The sequence below is a fragment of the Mediterranea massiliensis genome (assembly GCF_900128475.1).
Classification (GTDB): Bacteria; Bacteroidota; Bacteroidia; order Bacteroidales; family Bacteroidaceae; genus Bacteroides; species Bacteroides massiliensis_E.
The window spans coordinates 719,317-737,924 of record NZ_LT635838.1 but is presented as its reverse complement, the minus strand read 5'-3'; the positions used below and the strand labels follow the sequence as shown (position 1 = coordinate 737,924).

Below are 18,608 nucleotides of genomic sequence, written 5' to 3'. Positions count from 1 at the left end.
AGATGAAAAATATTATTTTTATATTGTTACTTGTCCTATCTTTCATTGAAGGAAGGGCACAAGGAAGCTTTGAGGAGTTTAAGAGCAAATTGAATAGTGAATATTCTGCGTTCAAGAGTGCTCATGAACAGGATTTCGAAAATTTTCGAAAACGCATAAATGAAGAATATGCTGCATTGCTGGAAAAAAGCTGGCGTGAGTTTAATGCGTTAAAGGGTGTACCTATTCCTGAAGAAGATGAATTGGTCCCTCCTGTCGTTTATCCTGAAGAGGATAAGGATGAAAATTTAGAAGACCGTCCATTGCCGTTTGATGAGGTGATACCTGTTGTTGAACCAGATCCCCAACCCACTCCAATTACTCCGATAGAGGAAAAACCGGAACCGATGGATACATGGTTTGATTTTACGTTTTTTAATACAAAGTTAAAGGTCCGGTTGGATAATAAGGGACAATTTGTTTTGCAACGCTGTGAAGAACGTGATATCGCTAAAGTATGGAATTATTTGGCTTCGGGTGTATATGATAATACTTTGTATGATTGTTTGGAAATTCGTTCACGCTATGAATTGTGTGATTGGGCTTATTTGTTAATGTTGAATGAATTGTCTCAATCTTGTTTTAAGGGTAGGCATAATGAAGCTGTTTTATTGACTGCTTTTTTGTATTGTCAGTCCGGGTACAAAATGAGGCTTGCCAGTGCCGGTGAACAATTATTTTTATTGTATGCTAGTAAACATATGATTTATGATAAACCATATTGGACGATTGACGGAGAAATGTTCTATCCTTTTAATTGTACTTTGGAACAGCTTTATATTTGTGATGCGGCTTTCCCAGAAGAAAAACCTCTTTCTTTGCAGATTCAGACAGAACAAAAATTCGGCGTTAAGAGCTCTGCTGTTAGGAAGTTGCAATCGGAGAAGTATGGCGATATGAAGGCTAACGTCGTAACTAATGAGAATTTATTGGCTTTTTTAAATTCTTATCCAACTTCAATTATTAATAATGATTTTGGAACGCGTTGGGCTATGTATGCCAATACTCCTTTGAGTAATCAGGCAAAGTCTACTTTATATCCATCATTGCAGAAGGCGATTCAAGGTAAGGGACAATTGGAAGCTGTAAATAGATTGCTGAACTTTGTTCAGACTGCTTTCGTTTATGAGTATGATGATAAAGTATGGGGGTACGATCGAGCTTTTTTTGCAGACGAAACCCTTTATTATCCATATTGTGATTGCGAAGACCGTTCAATTTTGTTTTCACGTTTAGTGAGAGATCTGTTGGAACTTGAAGTTGTATTAATCTATTATCCTGGTCATCTTGCAACTGCTGTACATTTTGATGATGTTGTGACAGGAGATTATGTGACTATAAATGGTAAGCGTTATGTGATATGTGATCCTACTTATATAGGGGCTCCTGTTGGGGCAACGATGCCTAAGATGGATAATACGAAAGCTAAAATTATTTTATTATCATGACTTGTTTTTTATATAATTTAAGCATGGAATAGTATATTCTTCTTGATTGCCGGAATATTTGTTAGTCGTTCGTATTGTGTTTAAAAACAGCTATGGATTATTTGCTCGTTTCCCGAATAAATCGTTTCTTTGTAGAAATATCCATACGTTTATGCAAGGAAGGGAAACGGAAACCGGTTTTTATCATTGTTCAGACGAATTTTATTCGCCGGCCGAAAGCTTTTCCCTCTCCGGAAAGATATTTAGTCCTTTGGAAAATGCGTTGTCCGTTGTCGGGTGGCGCATTTTTTTTATTCAGACAGCTTTCAAAAGCGATTTAAAGACGATTTAAAACAACTTATAAAGAGAAACAATGAAGAACGATTTGAAGAAAGTGCTTGTCTTGGGTTCTGGTGCGCTCAAGATCGGCCAGGCCGGAGAGTTCGACTACTCCGGTTCGCAGGCGCTGAAAGCCTTGCGCGAAGAAGGCATCAGCTCCGTGCTGGTGAACCCCAACATCGCCACCATCCAGACTTCCGAAGGCATCGCCGACCAGGTGTACTTCCTGCCGGTGACCCCCTATTTTGTGGAACAGATTATCAAGAAGGAGCGCCCCGACGGCATCCTGCTGGCCTTCGGCGGACAGACGGCGCTCAACTGCGGCACGGAACTCTATCAGAAAGGCGTACTCCAGCAGTATGGCGTGCGCGTCCTGGGTACCTCCGTGGAGGCCATCATGAACACCGAAGACCGCGACCTCTTCGTGAAGAAGCTCGACGAAATCCCGATGAAGACCCCCAAGAGCCATGCCGTGGAGAGTATGAAGGCTGCCCTCGAGGCTGCCCGCGAGATAGGCTATCCCGTCATGGTGCGTTCGGCCTATGCCCTGGGCGGGCAGGGCAGCGGCATCTGTCCCGACGAGGAATCGTTCCTGAAGCTGGCCGAGAGCTCGTTCACCTTCTCCAAGCAGATTCTGGTGGAAGAGTCGCTCAAGGGCTGGAAGGAGATTGAGTTCGAGGTGATCCGCGACGCCAACGACCACTGCTTCACCGTGGCCAGCATGGAGAACTTCGACCCCCTGGGCATCCACACGGGCGAGAGCATCGTGGTGGCGCCCACCTGTTCGCTCACCGACGAGCAGGTAGAGACACTGAAGGCCCTGTCGCGTCAGTGTGTCCGCCACCTGAACATCGTGGGCGAGTGCAACATCCAGTATGCCTTCAACGCCGAAACCAACGACTACCGCGTCATCGAGGTCAACGCCCGCCTGAGCCGTTCGTCGGCCTTGGCGTCCAAGGCCACCGGTTATCCGCTGGCTTTCGTGGCCGCCAAGATTGCCCTGGGCTACACGCTCGACCAGATCGGCGAGATGGGCACGCCCAACTCCGCCTACGTCGCTCCGCAGCTCGACTACCTCATCTGCAAGATACCCCGCTGGGACCTGACGAAGTTTGTCGGCGTGAGCCGCGAGATCGGTTCCAGCATGAAGTCCGTGGGCGAAATCATGTCCATCGGCCGCTCCTTCGAGGAGATTATCCAGAAGGGCCTGCGCATGATCGGGCAGGGCATGCACGGCTTCGTGGGCAACGAAGGCACCCGCTTCGACGACCTCGACCACGAGCTGTCCCATCCGACCGACCTGCGCATCTTTGCCATCGCCCAGGCGTTGGAGGAAGGCTACACCATCGACCGCATCTACGAGCTGACCAAGATCGATCCCTGGTTCCTGGGCAAGCTGAAGAACATCGTCGACTACAAGCACACGCTTTCCCAATATAATAAGGTGGAAGACATCCCCGCCGACGTGCTGCGCCAAGCCAAGGTGCTGGGCTTCTCCGACTTCCAGATAGCCCGCTTCGTGCTCCATCCCACGGGCAACATGGAGAAGGAAAACCTCCAGGTGCGCGCCCGGCGCAAGGAGCTGGGCATCCTGCCGGCCGTGAAGCGCATCAACACCGTGGCCAGCGAGCATCCCGAGCTCACCAACTACCTCTACATGACCTACGCTGTCGAGGGATACGACGTGAACTACTACAAGAACGAGAAGTCCGTCGTCGTGCTCGGCTCGGGCGCCTACCGCATCGGCTCCAGCGTGGAGTTCGACTGGTGCTCGGTCAACGCCATCCAGACGGCCCGCAAGCTGGGCTACAAGTCCATCATGATCAACTACAACCCCGAGACTGTGTCCACCGACTACGACATGTGCGACCGCCTCTACTTCGACGAGCTGTCGTTCGAGCGCGTGCTCGACGTCATCGACCTCGAGCAGCCGCGCGGCGTCATTGTTTCCGTGGGCGGCCAGATACCGAACAACCTGGCCATGAAGCTCTACCGCCAGTCGGTGCCCGTGCTGGGTACGTCGCCCGTCTCCATCGACCGTGCCGAGAACCGCAACAAGTTCTCCCACATGCTCGACCAGCTGGGCATCGACCAGCCCGCCTGGCAGGAGCTGACCAGCCTTGAAGACGTCAAGGGCTTTGTCGCCAAGGTGGGCTATCCCGTCCTGGTGCGTCCGTCCTACGTCCTCTCGGGAGCGGCCATGAATGTCTGCTACGATGAAGACGAACTGCAGGAGTTCCTCAAGATGGCCGCCGAGGTGTCCAAAGAATACCCCGTCGTCGTGTCGCAGTTCCTGCAGAACACCAAGGAAATCGAGTTCGACGCCGTGGCACAGAACGGTGAGATTGTCGAATACGCCATCTCCGAGCACGTCGAGTTTGCCGGCGTACACTCCGGCGACGCCACGCTGGTGTTCCCCGCCCAGAAGATCTACTTCGCCACGGCCCGCCGCATCAAGAAGATCAGCCGCCAGATAGCTAAGGAGCTGAACATCTCCGGTCCGTTCAACATCCAGTACCTGGCCCGCAACAACGAGGTCAAGGTCATCGAGTGCAACCTCCGCGCCTCGCGTTCGTTCCCCTTCGTCAGCAAGGTGCTGAAGCGCAACTTCATCGAGACCGCCACCCGCATCATGCTCGACGCTCCCTATACCAAGCCCGACAAGTCGGCCTATGACATCGACTGGATCGGCGTGAAGGCCTCGCAGTTCTCCTTCTCGCGCCTGCACAAGGCCGACCCCGTGCTGGGTGTCGACATGTCGTCTACCGGCGAGGTGGGCTGTCTGGGCGATGACTTCTCCGAGGCCCTGCTCAACGCCATGATTGCCACCGGCTTCAAGATTCCTTCTCCCGAGAAGGGCGTGATGTTCTCCAGCGGCGCCATGAAGTCCAAGGTCGACCTGCTCGACGCCAGCCGCATGCTCTACTCCAAGGGCTACAAGATTTATGCCACGGCCGGTACGGCAGCCTTCCTCAACGCCCATGGGGTAGACACCATTCCGGTGTTCTGGCCCGACGAGCGTCCGCATGCCGAGAACAACGTGATGAAGATGATTTCCGAACACAAGTTCGACCTCATCGTCAACATCCCCAAGAACCACACCAAGCGCGAGCTGACCAACGGCTACCGGATCCGTCGCGGGGCCATCGACCACAACATCCCGTTGATCACCAACGCCCGCCTGGCCAGTGCCTTCATCGAGGCCTTCTGCACCATGAAGCTGGAGGATATCCAGATCAAGAGCTGGCAGGAGTATAAGTAAATGATGAACTTTCTGTAGGGACGTACCATGGTGCGTCCCTATTTTTTATGTCTTGGGGCATTGCGGACGCACCGTGGTGCGTCCCTACAGGCGGGTGTAACTCCGTGAATCATGTTTTTTCAGAAAAAAGTTCTTCGAATGTTTGCAGGTATCAAAAATAGTCGTACCTTTGCAGCGCTTTTGAAACGAAAGTGACGGGCGTTTAGCTCAGCTGGTTCAGAGCATCTGCCTTACAAGCAGAGGGTCGGCGGTTCGAATCCGTCAACGCCCACACAAATCGATTCTTCACTTTCGTTGTTCAAAACGGGCGTTTAGCTCAGCTGGTTCAGAGCATCTGCCTTACAAGCAGAGGGTCGGCGGTTCGAATCCGTCAACGCCCACTTTTTCATATATCTTCATTTTTTGTTTGAGAGGGCGTTTAGCTCAGCTGGTTCAGAGCATCTGCCTTACAAGCAGAGGGTCGGCGGTTCGAATCCGTCAACGCCCACGCCCTCAGAAGCCGCATTCCTTACGAGGTTTGCGGCTTTTTTTGTTTTCTCCGTACCTTCGGCTGCAGCCGGGCGGGCAAACCGTGGATCAACGTAAAAACGTTCGTTTAAGCTGGACAAACAGTTCGTTTAAGCTGGGTAAATCTTTCATTTAAGCCGGACAAATCCTGTGATATCTGTTTTTCTGTCAGAGTGTAAACTGCTTTCTTGTACATATTGTTGAATTCTACCGTTATTTGTTCTGATTTGTGAGATGAATTCCGCCCGGTTTCTCCCCGTTTTGTGGGCTCAAATGTGCTGGAAATGTGCTTTTCGGTTAATTTAACAAATCTGTTTGTTAATATAACGTGAGTTCGATATAAAATTAGAAAATGGACAGTTGTCCGTCATTGACAAAGTTTACATCAATGGCGGGCTTCTTTTCAAAAAAGCAATATGCTGCTATAGCCGACAAAGAGTTGGCTATAAAGTTATTGAACGAACGATGTCTAGAGTGTTCTATCTGTGCAATGTTCTTCAGCTCGTCATTAACCGTTTCAATCAAGGCCCTTTTTCTGAGCAGGATCTTGTCGGCAATGCTCATCAGCGAGTTCTTCATATTGTTTTTAACTTTAGTGACAGGCTGAATGCCATTAAGGAAAAGGTTCTCGAACAGAGCCTGGCCAATATATCCCTTGTCGGCACATAGTTTTCCTTTGATGTTTTCCAGAAACTTACCCTGCTGGTCATCCACGTTTCCAGGAGTAAACATAAAATTGAGAATTTCCCCTTTGTCATTGATTATCAGATGTAGTTTGAATCCGAAGAACCATTCCATAGAACATTTTCCACGCTCGGCAAGTCCTTCAAATGTTTTATGAATAAGGATTCTTTGGTTACGGCAGACACGTAAAGGAGTGGAGTCGACAAAACTGATGCCGGTACAGGTTCCCAGCAGGACTTTCTTGATGAAAATGGTCAGGGGAAGCAGTATTTCCTTCTCCAGTTCAACAAAACGGTTGTAGGACACCTGACGCGGAAAAAGGTGTTTCAGATGTTTACAGACATATTCCTTGTAGTAATGCTTGAAACAGCGGAAACCACCGGAGTGAAACAGGATTAGAATAACCATAATCTCAGCATCATTCATACGGTTAGGTTTGTTACGATGCCTGGTTTTCTTATCCTCAATCATATATTTTTCCTGTTGCAATGTAAATTCCTTGCAAAAATCATCAGCCATACAATAAATCTCTGTAACTTTAGACTCTGGAAACATAGTGGTAATCGTTTAAATCTTATAATTCAGCACTATAAATTTAATACTTTTATCGCTATGTTTCTAATTATCACTGAAATATATTTATTTTTATTTCGAACTCACGTTAATATAGTTAATAAACTTGAATGAGTGCGTTGAATTAATATTTTATCATAAAAAATATATACCTTTGCACGCTCAAAAATAATATTGGGCGGTTGATGCGGGGTATAGGTGACCTTTGCGAATTAGAATGCCATGTGGCAGGCTCCGGGGAAGGCAACCTTCAATATTCCTGTATGAACGTCAGTGAGTGGGCAATAAACAAATCCGGTGACGGGTTTTGCAAACAAAACAAGTTAAGCTAAGCTATAATTTGACTATGGATGAATTGAAAGTACTTCTCTGTTGGAGTATTTGTTCTTTTTTGTTGTGTGGTGGCGTGCTGTAGGCCCGGCGCCGGAGCGGTGACCGCTCCAGGCTCTGTCTGTCGTGGGTGTGGATTGTGGCCGGGTTGCTGTTTCTGGTCCGCCTGCTGATGGTGGAGGCCGGAGAGCCTATCGCGGACCGCATCCTTCCTGCAGTAAATTTGGCGGGTGGCCTGTGGGCCATCATGCTGCTCTACTTGTATCCCATGGAAGCCGTCTGCAGCGGATGGCTCACGTGGAAGCGGGGGTTGTTGTTTTTCCTCCCCGGCCTGTTGCTCAGCACCGTGCAGTTCCTGCTGGTCCCCTATTCGCGCGAACTCTATTCCTTTATGGATGTATGGCGGTATTTTGGCGAGTTCAACGTCTGGTACCGGTTCTGCATCCTGTTTGTCGTCATCCTGTTCTATGCGCTTCTGCTGCTCTACATTCCCTATAACAGGAAGAAAAGCCGTGTGTGTCACCGGTGGATCTATACGTACATCCTCAAGGTGATGCTGATCAGCGTCTGTTTCTTCCTGTTCATGCTGACGGGTTCTCCGCTGGCCAGCTGTGTTCATTTGGTGGTGTGCATGGCGGTCGCGGTTTCAGTCACCTATCAGGAGCTGTTTGTCCGTTTCGAGTCACCGCGTGAAGTGTCGGAGTCTGTGGCGGCCGATGTCCCCGAGGTGCTGCCGGCACCGTCGGAAGAGCCTGCTTCCAGTCCGCTTCTCGGACGCCTGACGTCATTGTTGGATAGCGAACCCATCTGGCGGGACCCCGACCTGGACCTCTCCGACCTGGCCCTGCGGCTGAACACGAACCGCAGCTACTTGTCCAAGGCCATCCAGGAATGCGGATACAAGAATTTTTCGGACATGATGAATCGCCGCCGCATTGCCGACTTCCTGAAAGAGGCCGATGCGGGCCAGGTAGCCAGCGTGCAGGACGCCTTCTTCCGCGTCGGTTTCCGCTCGCGCGAGACGGCCCTGCGGTGTTTCAAGAAATACGTCGGGCTTTCGCCCACAGACTATATACGCAGTCGCATGATGCCCGCAGAGACGGGTAGTGATTGATTTTGCGTTTTTGGCGCATCCCTTTTTTGAAAATGACGCGAGTCGTAAATGTCTAATTCATTATTTTGCAATCTGGGCGGAGAATGCCCTGGGATAATTTAGAAAAATCTTTTGTCTTATAGAAAAATAATTTGACGGAATGAACGACGGAAACATCCTGATAAATCGTTTCGGCTTCTGCCTGCTCGCTGTCATGTGGTGGCTGCTGGGCGGTGGTGTGCTGTTTGCCCAGCAGTTGGCAGGCAGGCAGTCCGTCAAGTCATATACCCATCCTTCGGAATCGGACAGCATAAGGACGATGGACCTGGAAGCCGCGCGGGACAGGCATTACCTGCCTACGCCCTGGTACATCAAGTCCAATCTCCTGTACGACGTCCTGCTCATGCCCTCGCTCGAGGTGGAATACCGCTTCAACGAACGCTGGTCGGCCGCCATCGAGGGCAACATGGCCTGGTGGCACAACAACGGCAGGCACCGCTACTACCAGCTGGCCACCATCGTGCCCGAAGTGCGCTGGTGGTTCCGCCCGCAGGGTCCCCGCCGGGGCCACTACTTCGGCCTCTTCGGCGGAGCGGGCTGGTACGACCTGGAGGACGGCGGACGTGGCTACCGTGGCGAGGGTGGCATGGTGGGCCTCAGCTACGGCTACATGTTCCCTGTGGGCAAATACTTCGCCTTCGAGGCGGGCGTCGGCCTGGGCTATGCCCACCTGAAGTACGCGGAATACCTGCCACTGGACGGGCACTACGTCTACCAGCAGACCGACCGTACCCATTACTTCGGCCCGCTGAAACTGAAATTTGCTTTCGTTTGGAACATTGGCCGCTGGACGGAGAAAGGAGGCAGGAAATGAAGAACTATCAGCTGAAAATATGGAATTGGGCCTACCCCTCACTCCTGGCCATGCTCCTGCTGACTGCTGCTGGCTGTCGCAAGGACCTGTGCTACAACCACGATGAACATTCCTACAGCGTCAAGATAGATCTTGTTGCCGAATGGGAACTGGAGTGGGAACGTACTTACAACTTCGACTGGGAGGAGTTGTGGCTCGAGGAGTGGGAACGCTTATACGAAGAGTTTCGTCCCGAAGCGGCCGAGGGCATCCGTGCAGTGGTCTACCACACCGATGGTACCTACAGCGAAAGCAACCTGCCTGCCGAAGGAGGCCGTCTTTCCATGGCCGAAGGCACCCACGACATATTGCTCTACAATAACGATACCGAATATATCGTCTTCGACCAGCTCACCACTTCGGCTACAGCACAGGCCACCACGCGCAGTGTCACCCGTGCCAGCCTGCAGGAGCTGCATGCCGGCGAACGCACCGTCAACCAGCCCGACCAGCTGTACGGCTGCTACGATGAGGCCTATACGGCCGAACGCACGCTCGACCCCGTGAACTATCCTATCACCATGCACCCGCTGACCTATACTTACTACATCCGTTATGAATTTACTCACGGACTGCAATACGTGGCCTTGGTCCGTGGTGCCCTGGCCGGTATGGCTGAAAGTGTCTATCTGAGTGACGGGCATACGGGCGATGCAGCTGCTACCGTTCTCTTCGACGGTACGCTCACTTCCTGGGGCGCCGAAGCACAGATGCAGAGTTTCGGGGTACCCAACTATCCGGGCGACCACTATACGCGTGCCGACGGCTCGGCGGCCCACTACCTGCTGAACCTTGAGGTGCGCCTGCTCAACGGTAAGATGCTCAGCTATGAGTTCGACGTCACCGACCAGGTGAACGGACAGCCTCGCGGCGGTGTCATCACCGTGGACGGCATCGAGGTTTCCGATGAAGACGGTGGCGGTGGTAGCGGTGGTTTCGACGTCAGTGTGGACGGCTGGGGCGACTACATCGACATCCCGCTGCCGCTGAATTAGCGGTCTGTCATGTCGGATGTAGTTGGTTTGTTATGCCGAGTACAGCCAGTTTGTCATGCTGAGCATAGTCGAGGCATCTCATAAATAGAATTGTTTGTCATGCTGAGCGCAGTCGAAGCATCTCGTGCATTGAATGAATATGAAATGAATTAGTTTTATTAAATAATTGTTTTACTTAAAATTATTAGAGTATGAGAAAAAGTTTGCTTTTGCTTGGAGTAGCTGTAGCAGCACTCGCAAGCTGTACACAGAATGAAGTGTTGGAGGTGGCTGAAGGCCGCTCTATTCAGTTTAACACATTTGTGAATAACAACACAAAAGCGGTAACTGAAGTGCCTTCGGGAAGTTTGGCTTCATCAGAATTCTATGTGTTCGGAAATTTTGGTACTGATGGAAACTCTTGGACAGGCACGGCTTATAAGAATGAAACAGGAGACTCTAAGTATTATTGGCAGGATGGTAACTACTATCGTTTTGGTGCTTATGCAAATGGTACTGGCGGCAAGATTGATAATGTCAGTTTTGATGCTGTAAACCAAACGTTGACCTTCCCGGCTTATACGCCAGTAGATACGTATGATCTAATAGCTTGTGTTCCTGCTCAAGTAGGTCCTGTTTCTGATGCTACTGCTCAGGGAGCAGTAGAGCTTAACTTCAAACACATGCTGGCGCAAGTGGCTTTTGAGTTTACCACTGATGCCGCTGATGCTTATGAGTTGAAGATATCTAATGTTAATATAAACGGAGCTATCAACAAAACAGAAGGTTCAATCAATACTGCTGGAGCAATTACTTGGAAAACTGATGGAGCAACCAAAGGTGGTTATATATATGAAGATTTTAAAGATGGTGTTGATATCGCTGATGGTGATTTGACTCCTGCTAGAACAAAGATGCAGTCCAAGCTTGTTATTCCTCAGGATCTTCCGACTACTTCTGATTATATTACCGTTACGTTTACGGCAACTTTGAAAGATGGCAACAATCCTGATAGCCAGCCAAAGAGCCAGAATTTTACAGCCAATCTGTCGTTCACAAAACAAACTGGCGATGGTATAAACGATCCTGAATCAAACAAATGGACAGCAGGATATCGTTACAAATATTCCACAAAAATTACAGCGGATATGATTGATGATACACTTACAAATAAAGAAATTGAGTTTACTGCTACAGTAGAAGATTGGAAGGATGCAAGTGATATTGACAATCCTGTAACTACTGTTGTTCCTTAATAACCTCTTTCTCACAGCCCGTGCGTGCTTGGCCGCCCGCACGGGCACTACACAGCTTTGTTCTTTCGGACAAAAGCTAAAAATTGAAACCAAAACCAAGACAACGATATGAAACGCATTCCAGTAACGTTTGGGGCTTTGTCCCTCCTCCTGCTCTTGACGGTAGCCTCGTGCACCAGCACCCTCAGCGATGAGCCTATGACAGACGCCCCCGCCATCAGCTTCATGCCTGCGGCGGAGACGCGCGCGGCGGTCACCGGTACGTCGCTGCCCGATGGAAGCAGTTTCAGCGTATGGGGAGGATACGGTGACAACGCATCATCGATAAACGCTACTAATGTATTTGATGGTGAGACAGTGACCGAAAGCAATGGCGCATGGAACTATACTGGCGGTACGCGTTACTGGTCGGCTGGAAAAACTTATAACTTTTATGCAGTATATCCGACAGACGTAAAGGCAGATGTAAGTTCTTACGGTACCATCACCGTCACAAACTTCGACTGCTCCAAGACGGGATCGGAGGCTGTGGACCTGATGACGGCTACGGCGACTGGAAACGGCAGTAATCCTGCACCTGTAGCGTTGACGTTTAATCACGAACTGGCGCGGGTGAACATCATAGTTACATCCGAAGGTGACGCCGTAAACATCAGCAATGCCCAGTTATACGGAATTAGTCATATAGGAAGCCTCAACGGAAATGAATGGGATTTTGGGGGTATTAGCGATGTAAATGCTCCCTCTTTTGAAACAGAAAGTCTCTCTATCCCGGCCAATGATACTCAAGACTATTTTCTTTTTGGAGGCGACCTATTGTTGCCCCCACACAAGTCGCTCAGCGATAATGCGACCCTCGATTTTTCTTACCAATACACTATAGGCGACACTACATCCAAGTCCGCCTCTATCAAGCTAAAAACAAGCTCCGTCACTGCATGGGAGAAAGGAAAACGCTACAACTATCGCATCAACATTTCCCGCAATGCGACAAATGTTACACTGGTGGTAGAAGTAACCAATTGGATCGAAAAGAATTACACGGTAGAATGGTAAGTTTCAACCAGCCAATCAAGAATATTAAAAGCATACTGAAGCTATGAACAAAATAATTCAATCCATTCCGTTGCTATTGTGTATCGCTGTTTTTGTGGCATGTCAGCAGGAAGAAAGCCTGCCGGGCGGCAACGACAAGATGGTGACGCTGACACTGAACATCGGTACACAGACTATCGGTGTATCAACACGGGAAGACGACCCTAACGTGCTACCCTACGAAGGAATACGTACGTTGCGCGCACTTGTCATCTCGGATGCTGCTGCCCCAGAGGATAGGAAAATACTTTATAACCAAAAGCATGTAATAGATGGGAACACCTCTCCCACATCTGCCACATTATCCCCCAGTCTAACTTTGGAGAATATTCCTGTAGGGAAAGCCAGCATCTACCTTATTGCCAATGAGGAAAGTATCGGCATCGAATATACTAATGATATTTTGATGACTCCGGCGTATATCAACGACAGCAAACTGTTATTGCTTGACGAAGGTTGGACGCATTTTCCTAAAAGATACGAAGAGATAGCCGAACATGGCCTACCCATGAGCGGTAAAGCTGAAGGTATTGAGATTACTTCGGATATGCAAGCCATATCCATTAAACTGGAGCGTACCGTAGTGAAGCTACACCTCACAATAGAAAATGCAACCAGCGATAATTTGACACTGAGGTGGGTAAAATTCGGTTCTTTTATCAGTGACCGTGTATTCTTGTTCCGTCAATCTCAGCTTGACATTCCGGAATCGACTATATACACGGATTTGCGATATCCCAAAGATGAAATAGAAACATTGGATGTCGTATTGGCAGTTGGTGCAGCAACCGATTGGCAGCCTGTCTATATCTATCCTAATTTCGCCTATAAAAATCCTACAGGTCCGAATCCCTATACATTGTCACTTGCTACAAGTTATAAAGAGTATTCTCCTTCTCTGATAGGCTCGGACATAAACTCCATGGTACGTAATACACAATTTAATATTTTGGCACGTATTACAGCCAGTGCCACAATCAATATTTTGTATAGTTTCGTGCCTTGGGAAGAAAATGAGGTTAATGTTCCATCGTTCAATTAATATACGGAATCGTTATGAAAACAATGGGTAAATCTGGCAGGCATCTCGCTGCATCTCTTATGGTCATGGCTTTGATTCTAATCGGATGTCAGGATGAAATACTTTTTCATTCCAACCGACCTGTAGAAGAAGGTATTCCCACTAGGGTCTCTTTAGGGTACGTATCGCAGGAGAGTATTATTTTAACCCGTACCGAGCAAACATCAGAATATGAAAACAGAATCGAAAATATATACCTTTTCGTGTTTAATTCGGCTGGGCAACGGCAACCGCTGCTTCGAAATATGGAAGGTACACCACGTACCAGTAATTTGTTTACATTTAATGACGGATTGAATCCCGAAGGAGATAATCTTTCTAATGGAAAAGGTACATTGGATTTTGTCTGCGGTTCGCTTCAAGGGGCTTCCATTGTAGCCATTGCCAATATTACTACTAACAGTACTGGTACGGCTTACAATGTGACCAGTGCCCAATTGGATGAAATAAACGATTTGAACACTCTGAAACAGTTTGTCATGACCATGAACAGCCAGTCAGTTTATCGGGGTGCTCTTTTTATGATGACCGGGTATGCCGAAGATAATGAGAGCGGAAGTACTTCCATAGACATTGTTGGCAGTGAACAAGGGGAAGAGTTGAATTATACGATCCAGCTCAAACGTACCGATGCTAAGGTGAAATTCATTGTAAAGACGGATCCTCCTTCGGAGAAAAATTGGAGTAATTTTTCGTTTTTACCTAAAGAATGGACAGTGAAGCGGGTACCGCTTCAATCGTATATCCTGGAAGCTGAAACTGGTGATTACGAGAGCGATGATGCCATCTACTTCAACACCTCGGCTACACCGTTCGAAGAAATCACCCCCAACGCGACCGATGCCAACTTGTACGACGGCGGCAGCTTCGTGTTCTACATGCCCGAAAACAAGAAAACACCACTCCAATCCGTTTCAGACTATGCACAGCGTGATGCGTGGGACACCGGAAAAGGCTTGGACGACAACGGCAACCGCACCTTCGCCAATGCTAATGCCAACTCCACCTACGTGGAAATGACGGGAACACTTTCTTACGTAGACAATGATAACATGTTGGTCAACGCCGACGTGCGCTTTATCATACATCTGGGTTACATGACATCCTATAAAGACAAAGACGGACAAACCATCAACGTGCCTCTCAATCCTAATGATTACGACACCAAACGCAACAGCTTCTATACCTATAACGTAACAATACGTGGTGTCAACGACATTATCGTGGAGGTTACGAATGGAACGGATGGACGACCCGGCTACGAGGGCGACGTGGTGTACAGTACCACCGACATCTTCGAGTTTGACTCCCATTACGACCGCCGCCTCATCAAGCTGAACAAGAAAGCCATCGGTACGGACATGAAGTGGAGCGTGAACACTCCCTTCAGCCGCGGCATACACGATGCCACTGACGATGATAAGAATATTGAAGAAAGCATGCGTGACTACCGCTGGGTAAAGTTTGCTATCAATGCCGACTATGGCGTGGACAATGAACACTTCGTGAAATACCCGGGCGACCAGAACTACAACGACCCGTTCCCGATGACTGGAACTGCTAATAACGAGTCTGCACCCTATTATACCTCTTACCCCAATGCACGCCTGCTCGACGTGAACCAGCTGATCCGCCGCCTGCAGGCAGAGGCCGAAGACCCGAATTCAACCATTTTCTACACCGACACGGAGGACAAAGAGACGAAAGTGGCCATCACCGTCTTCGTCGACGAGCACCTCTACTTCAACCATCCCATAGATAATACACCGGGAGAAGACAACCGCTCGTTGTGGAAACTCACCACCGATAAGGAAGACCGCCAGTTGCACATCATTGCACAAGGGTCACAAATGAGTCCAGATGGTAATTCCAGAGTCGTGAACTCCACCTTCACCTTCAAGCAACGCTCCATCAGCACCATCTTCAACGTGGACAAAACTGAATTGACAACCGCTTGGGGATTGGAGTCGGTGATGGAGACGGGACGCATGCAATGTGGTCTCGATAATCGTAATATTCAAATTGAAACCGACAGTAGAAACGGACGATTGAACACGCTGAACATCATTCTTGGACCCAATCACACGAACACATTACACTGGACAGACGTACTGAACACGGATGACCACTACGCATTGAACAGTAACTACAACAATGCACTATACGCTTGTATGCTGCGCAACCGTGACCTGAACGGCGACAACATCATACAAGCCAATGAAATCCGCTGGTATCTCGCGGCGATAGACCAACTCACGGATATTTATCTGGGTGAATACGCACTCGACGACAAATCACGTCTCTATCCCAGCAACCCGGCAGACCGTGATAATACTGTACGTTGGCACTATACGTCTAGCTCACTTACTGCGACTTGGCACTGGGGAGGAATATGGGGTGAGGATTATTATTCTTACGACTCATGGGTATTATGGGCAGAAGAAGGTGCTTCCCGTGGTATGCAATCAAGTTCAAAGACTTACAATGGTGAACTTTATTCCTACCGTTGCGTGCGTAATTTGGGATTATCCCTTGATGACCCAGATGAGGTCCCGACAGATTTGATATCTTACAAAGATGAAGGAAGCGGCTTCTATTTAATTGATGCCACTAACCTGAACATCAAAGCACGCCGCACCAACTACGAGGTAAGTCCCTTACCCTTACACAACGAACGTGAAGCGAATAACTTGCCGTACGGAAAGTTCAGAATGCACTCTAGCCTATTCCCGACACCAGAGTCTAGTTGGGGAAGGAAAAATTATCACGAATGGCAGTGGTATCAAACATTTGATGGTTATCCAGCTGGGTATCGTATTCCCAATCAACGAGAACTGCTTATTTTGTCTTCAAGGTTACCTGAGGATGTATGGAATGATGAACTTCATATGTGTCAGACGGCTTTCTCTATGGACGGACAGAATCCATACAACGAAAACCGTGATGGTTTCATTTGGAAGCCGTCTACTAAAGAATTTTTCCTGCAAAATAATCCTAATACAGAAAAAGGTTACGTTCGTCCGGTACAGGATGTGCAAGAATGACTTTATATCCCCGCCGTGAGGTGGTCCCCGTCCTCCTCCGCTTGGCGAAGCGGGAGGACACGTGCTTGTTAATGCAACGAGCATTTGTTTGTTTTGTTTGTCAAGCCATGCGGCCTTCGGGCCGTGTGGCTTGTTTTTTCCCAAGTGCCACATTCCGCCGGCTAACTATGGACTTTGGCGCGCTAACTATGGACTTTAGCGCGCTAACTACCTACTTGGTGGGGCGTCGTTGGCCGCTTCGTCATCCCGCACTTTCCCCTCTTTGTCATCCCGCACTTGATGCGGGATCCAGAGAAGACGCACGTATCGGGGTGCTGGATCCCGGCTCGGAGGCCGGGATGACGGAGGAAGAAGTGTGAGGCCGGGATGACGGCGGAAGGGGGCAGAAGAGAGGAGCGGGGCAGGGAAGGCCGCGGGCCCCGAACCGTGAAAATCCGTGAAATCCGCGGTATCCGTGCCCCCAAGCGGCAAAAGGAAAGCGGCGGGTAATATAAAAAATGTTTCCGGGATGGAAAACTCAGAAAAAAGACGTAATTTTGCGGCCTGATAATTATCATTTTATAGAAATACGACGTATGAAACTGGATTTACTTACCGCAATCTCGCCGATTGACGGTCGTTATAGGGGCAAGACGGATGCCTTGGCCGCCTATTTCTCGGAATTCGCACTGATGAGATACCGCGTACGGGTGGAAGTGGAGTACTTCATCGCCCTCTGCGAACTGCCGCTGCCCCAGCTGAAGGGCGTGGACAAAGGTATCTTCGAAACCTTGAGAAACATCTACCGCAACTTCTCGGAAGCCGACGCACAGCGCATCAAGGACATCGAAAGCGTGACCAACCACGACGTGAAGGCCGTGGAATACTTCCTGAAGGAACAGTTTGACAAGCTGGGCGGACTGGAGGAGTACAAGGAATTCATCCACTTCGGACTGACTTCGCAGGACATCAACAATACCTCGGTGCCCCTCTCCGTGAAGGAGGCGCTGGAGCAGGTGTACTACCCGCAACTGGAGGAACTCATCGGACAGCTGCGCACGTATGCCGAAGAGTGGGCCGACATCCCCATGCTGGCCAAGACACACGGACAACCCGCTTCGCCTACCCGCCTGGGCAAGGAAATCAACGTCTTCGTCTACCGCCTGGAACGCCAGCTGGCCACGCTGAAGGCGTGCCCCATGACGGCCAAGTTTGGCGGCGCCACGGGCAACTACAACGCCCACCACGTGGCCTATCCCGACTACGACTGGAAGGCCTTCGGCAACCGTTTCGTGGCCGAGAAGCTGGGACTGGAGCGCGAGGAATATACCACGCAGATATCGAACTACGACAACCTGTCGGCCGTGTTCGACGCCATGAAGCGCATCAACACCATCATGATCGACATGAACCGCGACTTCTGGCAATACATCTCCATGGAATACTTCAAGCAGAAGATCAAAGCCGGCGAGGTGGGCTCGAGCGCCATGCCCCACAAGGTGAACCCCATCGACTTCGAGAACGCCGAAGGCAACCTGGGCATGGCCAACGCCATCCTGGAACACCTGGCCGTGAAGCTGCCGGTGTCGCGCCTGCAGCGCGACCTGACGGACTCGACGGTGCTGAGAAACATCGGCGTGCCCTTCGGACACACAGTCATCGCCATCCAGAGCTCGCTGAAGGGCCTGCGCAAGCTGCTGCTCAACGAGCCGGCCATCTACCGCGACCTGGACAACTGCTGGAGCGTGGTGGCCGAGGCGATACAGACCATCCTGCGCCGCGAGGCATATCCGCATCCGTACGAGGCACTGAAGGCGCTGACACGCACCAACCAGGCCATTACGGAAGCGTCCATCAAGAACTTTATCGAGGAGCTGAACGTGAGCGAAGACATCAAGAAGGAGCTTCGCGCCATCACTCCGCACAATTATACGGGAATGTAAATAATGGAAAATGGAAAATGGAAAGTTGAAAATGAACAGTTACTGAAATTCCCAATTCTCAATTTCCCA

11 protein-coding genes and 3 tRNA genes are annotated in these 18,608 nt (G+C 49.7%); 13 read left to right on the top strand and 1 reads right to left on the bottom strand.

What is annotated here, in order from left to right; translation table 11 throughout:
• Positions 1–2: 2 nt before the first annotated feature.
• From BQ7483_RS12985 to BQ7483_RS12965, 5 genes are all read left to right on the top strand, one after another.
• Positions 3–1,487, top strand: coding sequence for a hypothetical protein (locus BQ7483_RS12985; RefSeq protein WP_072546177.1), 1,485 nt, complete (start codon positions 3–5; stop codon positions 1,485–1,487).
• A 352-nt stretch (positions 1,488–1,839) separates the two neighbouring features.
• Positions 1,840–5,067 (top strand): carbamoyl-phosphate synthase (glutamine-hydrolyzing) large subunit, encoded by a 3,228-nt coding sequence (gene carB, locus BQ7483_RS12980; protein ID WP_072546176.1) that lies wholly within the window; start codon positions 1,840–1,842, stop codon positions 5,065–5,067.
• A gap of 196 nt (positions 5,068–5,263) precedes the next feature.
• A tRNA-Val gene (locus BQ7483_RS12975) sits at positions 5,264–5,338 on the top strand.
• A gap of 34 nt (positions 5,339–5,372) precedes the next feature.
• Positions 5,373–5,447: transfer RNA gene (locus BQ7483_RS12970), tRNA-Val, on the top strand.
• Positions 5,448–5,479: 32 nt separating this feature from the next.
• Positions 5,480–5,554, top strand: a tRNA-Val gene (locus BQ7483_RS12965).
• 365 nt (positions 5,555–5,919) lie between these two features.
• Here the strand turns inward: BQ7483_RS12965 and BQ7483_RS12960 are convergent.
• The gene (locus tag BQ7483_RS12960; protein ID WP_072546175.1) at positions 5,920–6,813 is read right to left on the bottom strand and encodes an IS982 family transposase; all 894 of its coding nucleotides are present in this window, start codon (positions 6,811–6,813) and stop codon (positions 5,920–5,922) included.
• Positions 6,814–7,300: 487 nt separating this feature from the next.
• Between BQ7483_RS12960 and BQ7483_RS12955 the strand changes: the two genes are divergently transcribed.
• The 8 genes from BQ7483_RS12955 to purB all read left to right on the top strand — a co-directional run bounded on the left by BQ7483_RS12955 (position 7,301) and on the right by purB (position 18,539).
• Positions 7,301–8,275: a helix-turn-helix domain-containing protein gene (locus tag BQ7483_RS12955; RefSeq protein WP_139247653.1), complete on the top strand. Its 975-nt coding sequence runs from the start codon at positions 7,301–7,303 to the stop codon at positions 8,273–8,275.
• Between the two features lie 139 nt (positions 8,276–8,414).
• Complete coding sequence (locus BQ7483_RS12950) at positions 8,415–9,128, top strand: DUF3575 domain-containing protein (protein WP_235847363.1); 714 nt, start codon at positions 8,415–8,417, stop codon at positions 9,126–9,128.
• Positions 9,125–10,162, top strand: coding sequence for a DUF5119 domain-containing protein (locus BQ7483_RS12945; RefSeq protein ID WP_072546173.1), 1,038 nt, complete (start codon positions 9,125–9,127; stop codon positions 10,160–10,162). Before BQ7483_RS12950 ends, BQ7483_RS12945 begins: the two co-directional genes overlap by 4 nt.
• Positions 10,163–10,353: 191 nt before the next feature.
• Positions 10,354–11,397 (top strand): fimbrillin family protein, encoded by a 1,044-nt coding sequence (locus BQ7483_RS12940; protein WP_139247652.1) that lies wholly within the window; start codon positions 10,354–10,356, stop codon positions 11,395–11,397.
• 108 nt (positions 11,398–11,505) lie between these two features.
• On the top strand, positions 11,506–12,453 hold the full coding sequence (locus tag BQ7483_RS12935) for a fimbrillin family protein (protein ID WP_072546171.1): 948 nt from the start codon (positions 11,506–11,508) through the stop codon (positions 12,451–12,453).
• Between the two features lie 43 nt (positions 12,454–12,496).
• Entirely contained in the window at positions 12,497–13,534 is a 1,038-nt protein-coding gene (locus BQ7483_RS12930; protein WP_072546170.1) for a hypothetical protein, read from the top strand.
• 494 nt (positions 13,535–14,028) lie between these two features.
• Positions 14,029–16,617: a hypothetical protein gene (locus BQ7483_RS12925; protein WP_235847362.1), complete on the top strand. Its 2,589-nt coding sequence runs from the start codon at positions 14,029–14,031 to the stop codon at positions 16,615–16,617.
• 575 nt (positions 16,618–17,192) lie between these two features.
• Entirely contained in the window at positions 17,193–18,539 is a 1,347-nt protein-coding gene (gene purB / locus BQ7483_RS12915; protein ID WP_072546167.1) for an adenylosuccinate lyase, read from the top strand.
• Positions 18,540–18,608: the final 69 nt, after the last annotated feature.

Bases quoted from the DNA above. Each gene is read 5' to 3' on its own strand.
- BQ7483_RS12950 (WP_235847363.1), top strand. From the start codon at position 8,415: ATGAACGACGGAAACATCCTGATAAATCGTTTCGGCTTCTGCCTGCTC.
- BQ7483_RS12945 (WP_072546173.1), top strand. From the start codon at position 9,125: ATGAAGAACTATCAGCTGAAAATATGGAATTGGGCCTACCCCTCACTC.
- carB (WP_072546176.1), top strand. From the start codon at position 1,840: ATGAAGAACGATTTGAAGAAAGTGCTTGTCTTGGGTTCTGGTGCGCTC.
- BQ7483_RS12960 (WP_072546175.1), bottom strand. From the start codon at position 6,813: ATGTTTCCAGAGTCTAAAGTTACAGAGATTTATTGTATGGCTGATGAT.
- BQ7483_RS12985 (WP_072546177.1), top strand. From the start codon at position 3: ATGAAAAATATTATTTTTATATTGTTACTTGTCCTATCTTTCATTGAA.
- BQ7483_RS12940 (WP_139247652.1), top strand. From the start codon at position 10,354: ATGAGAAAAAGTTTGCTTTTGCTTGGAGTAGCTGTAGCAGCACTCGCA.
- purB (WP_072546167.1), top strand. From the start codon at position 17,193: ATGAAACTGGATTTACTTACCGCAATCTCGCCGATTGACGGTCGTTAT.
- BQ7483_RS12935 (WP_072546171.1), top strand. From the start codon at position 11,506: ATGAAACGCATTCCAGTAACGTTTGGGGCTTTGTCCCTCCTCCTGCTC.
- BQ7483_RS12930 (WP_072546170.1), top strand. From the start codon at position 12,497: ATGAACAAAATAATTCAATCCATTCCGTTGCTATTGTGTATCGCTGTT.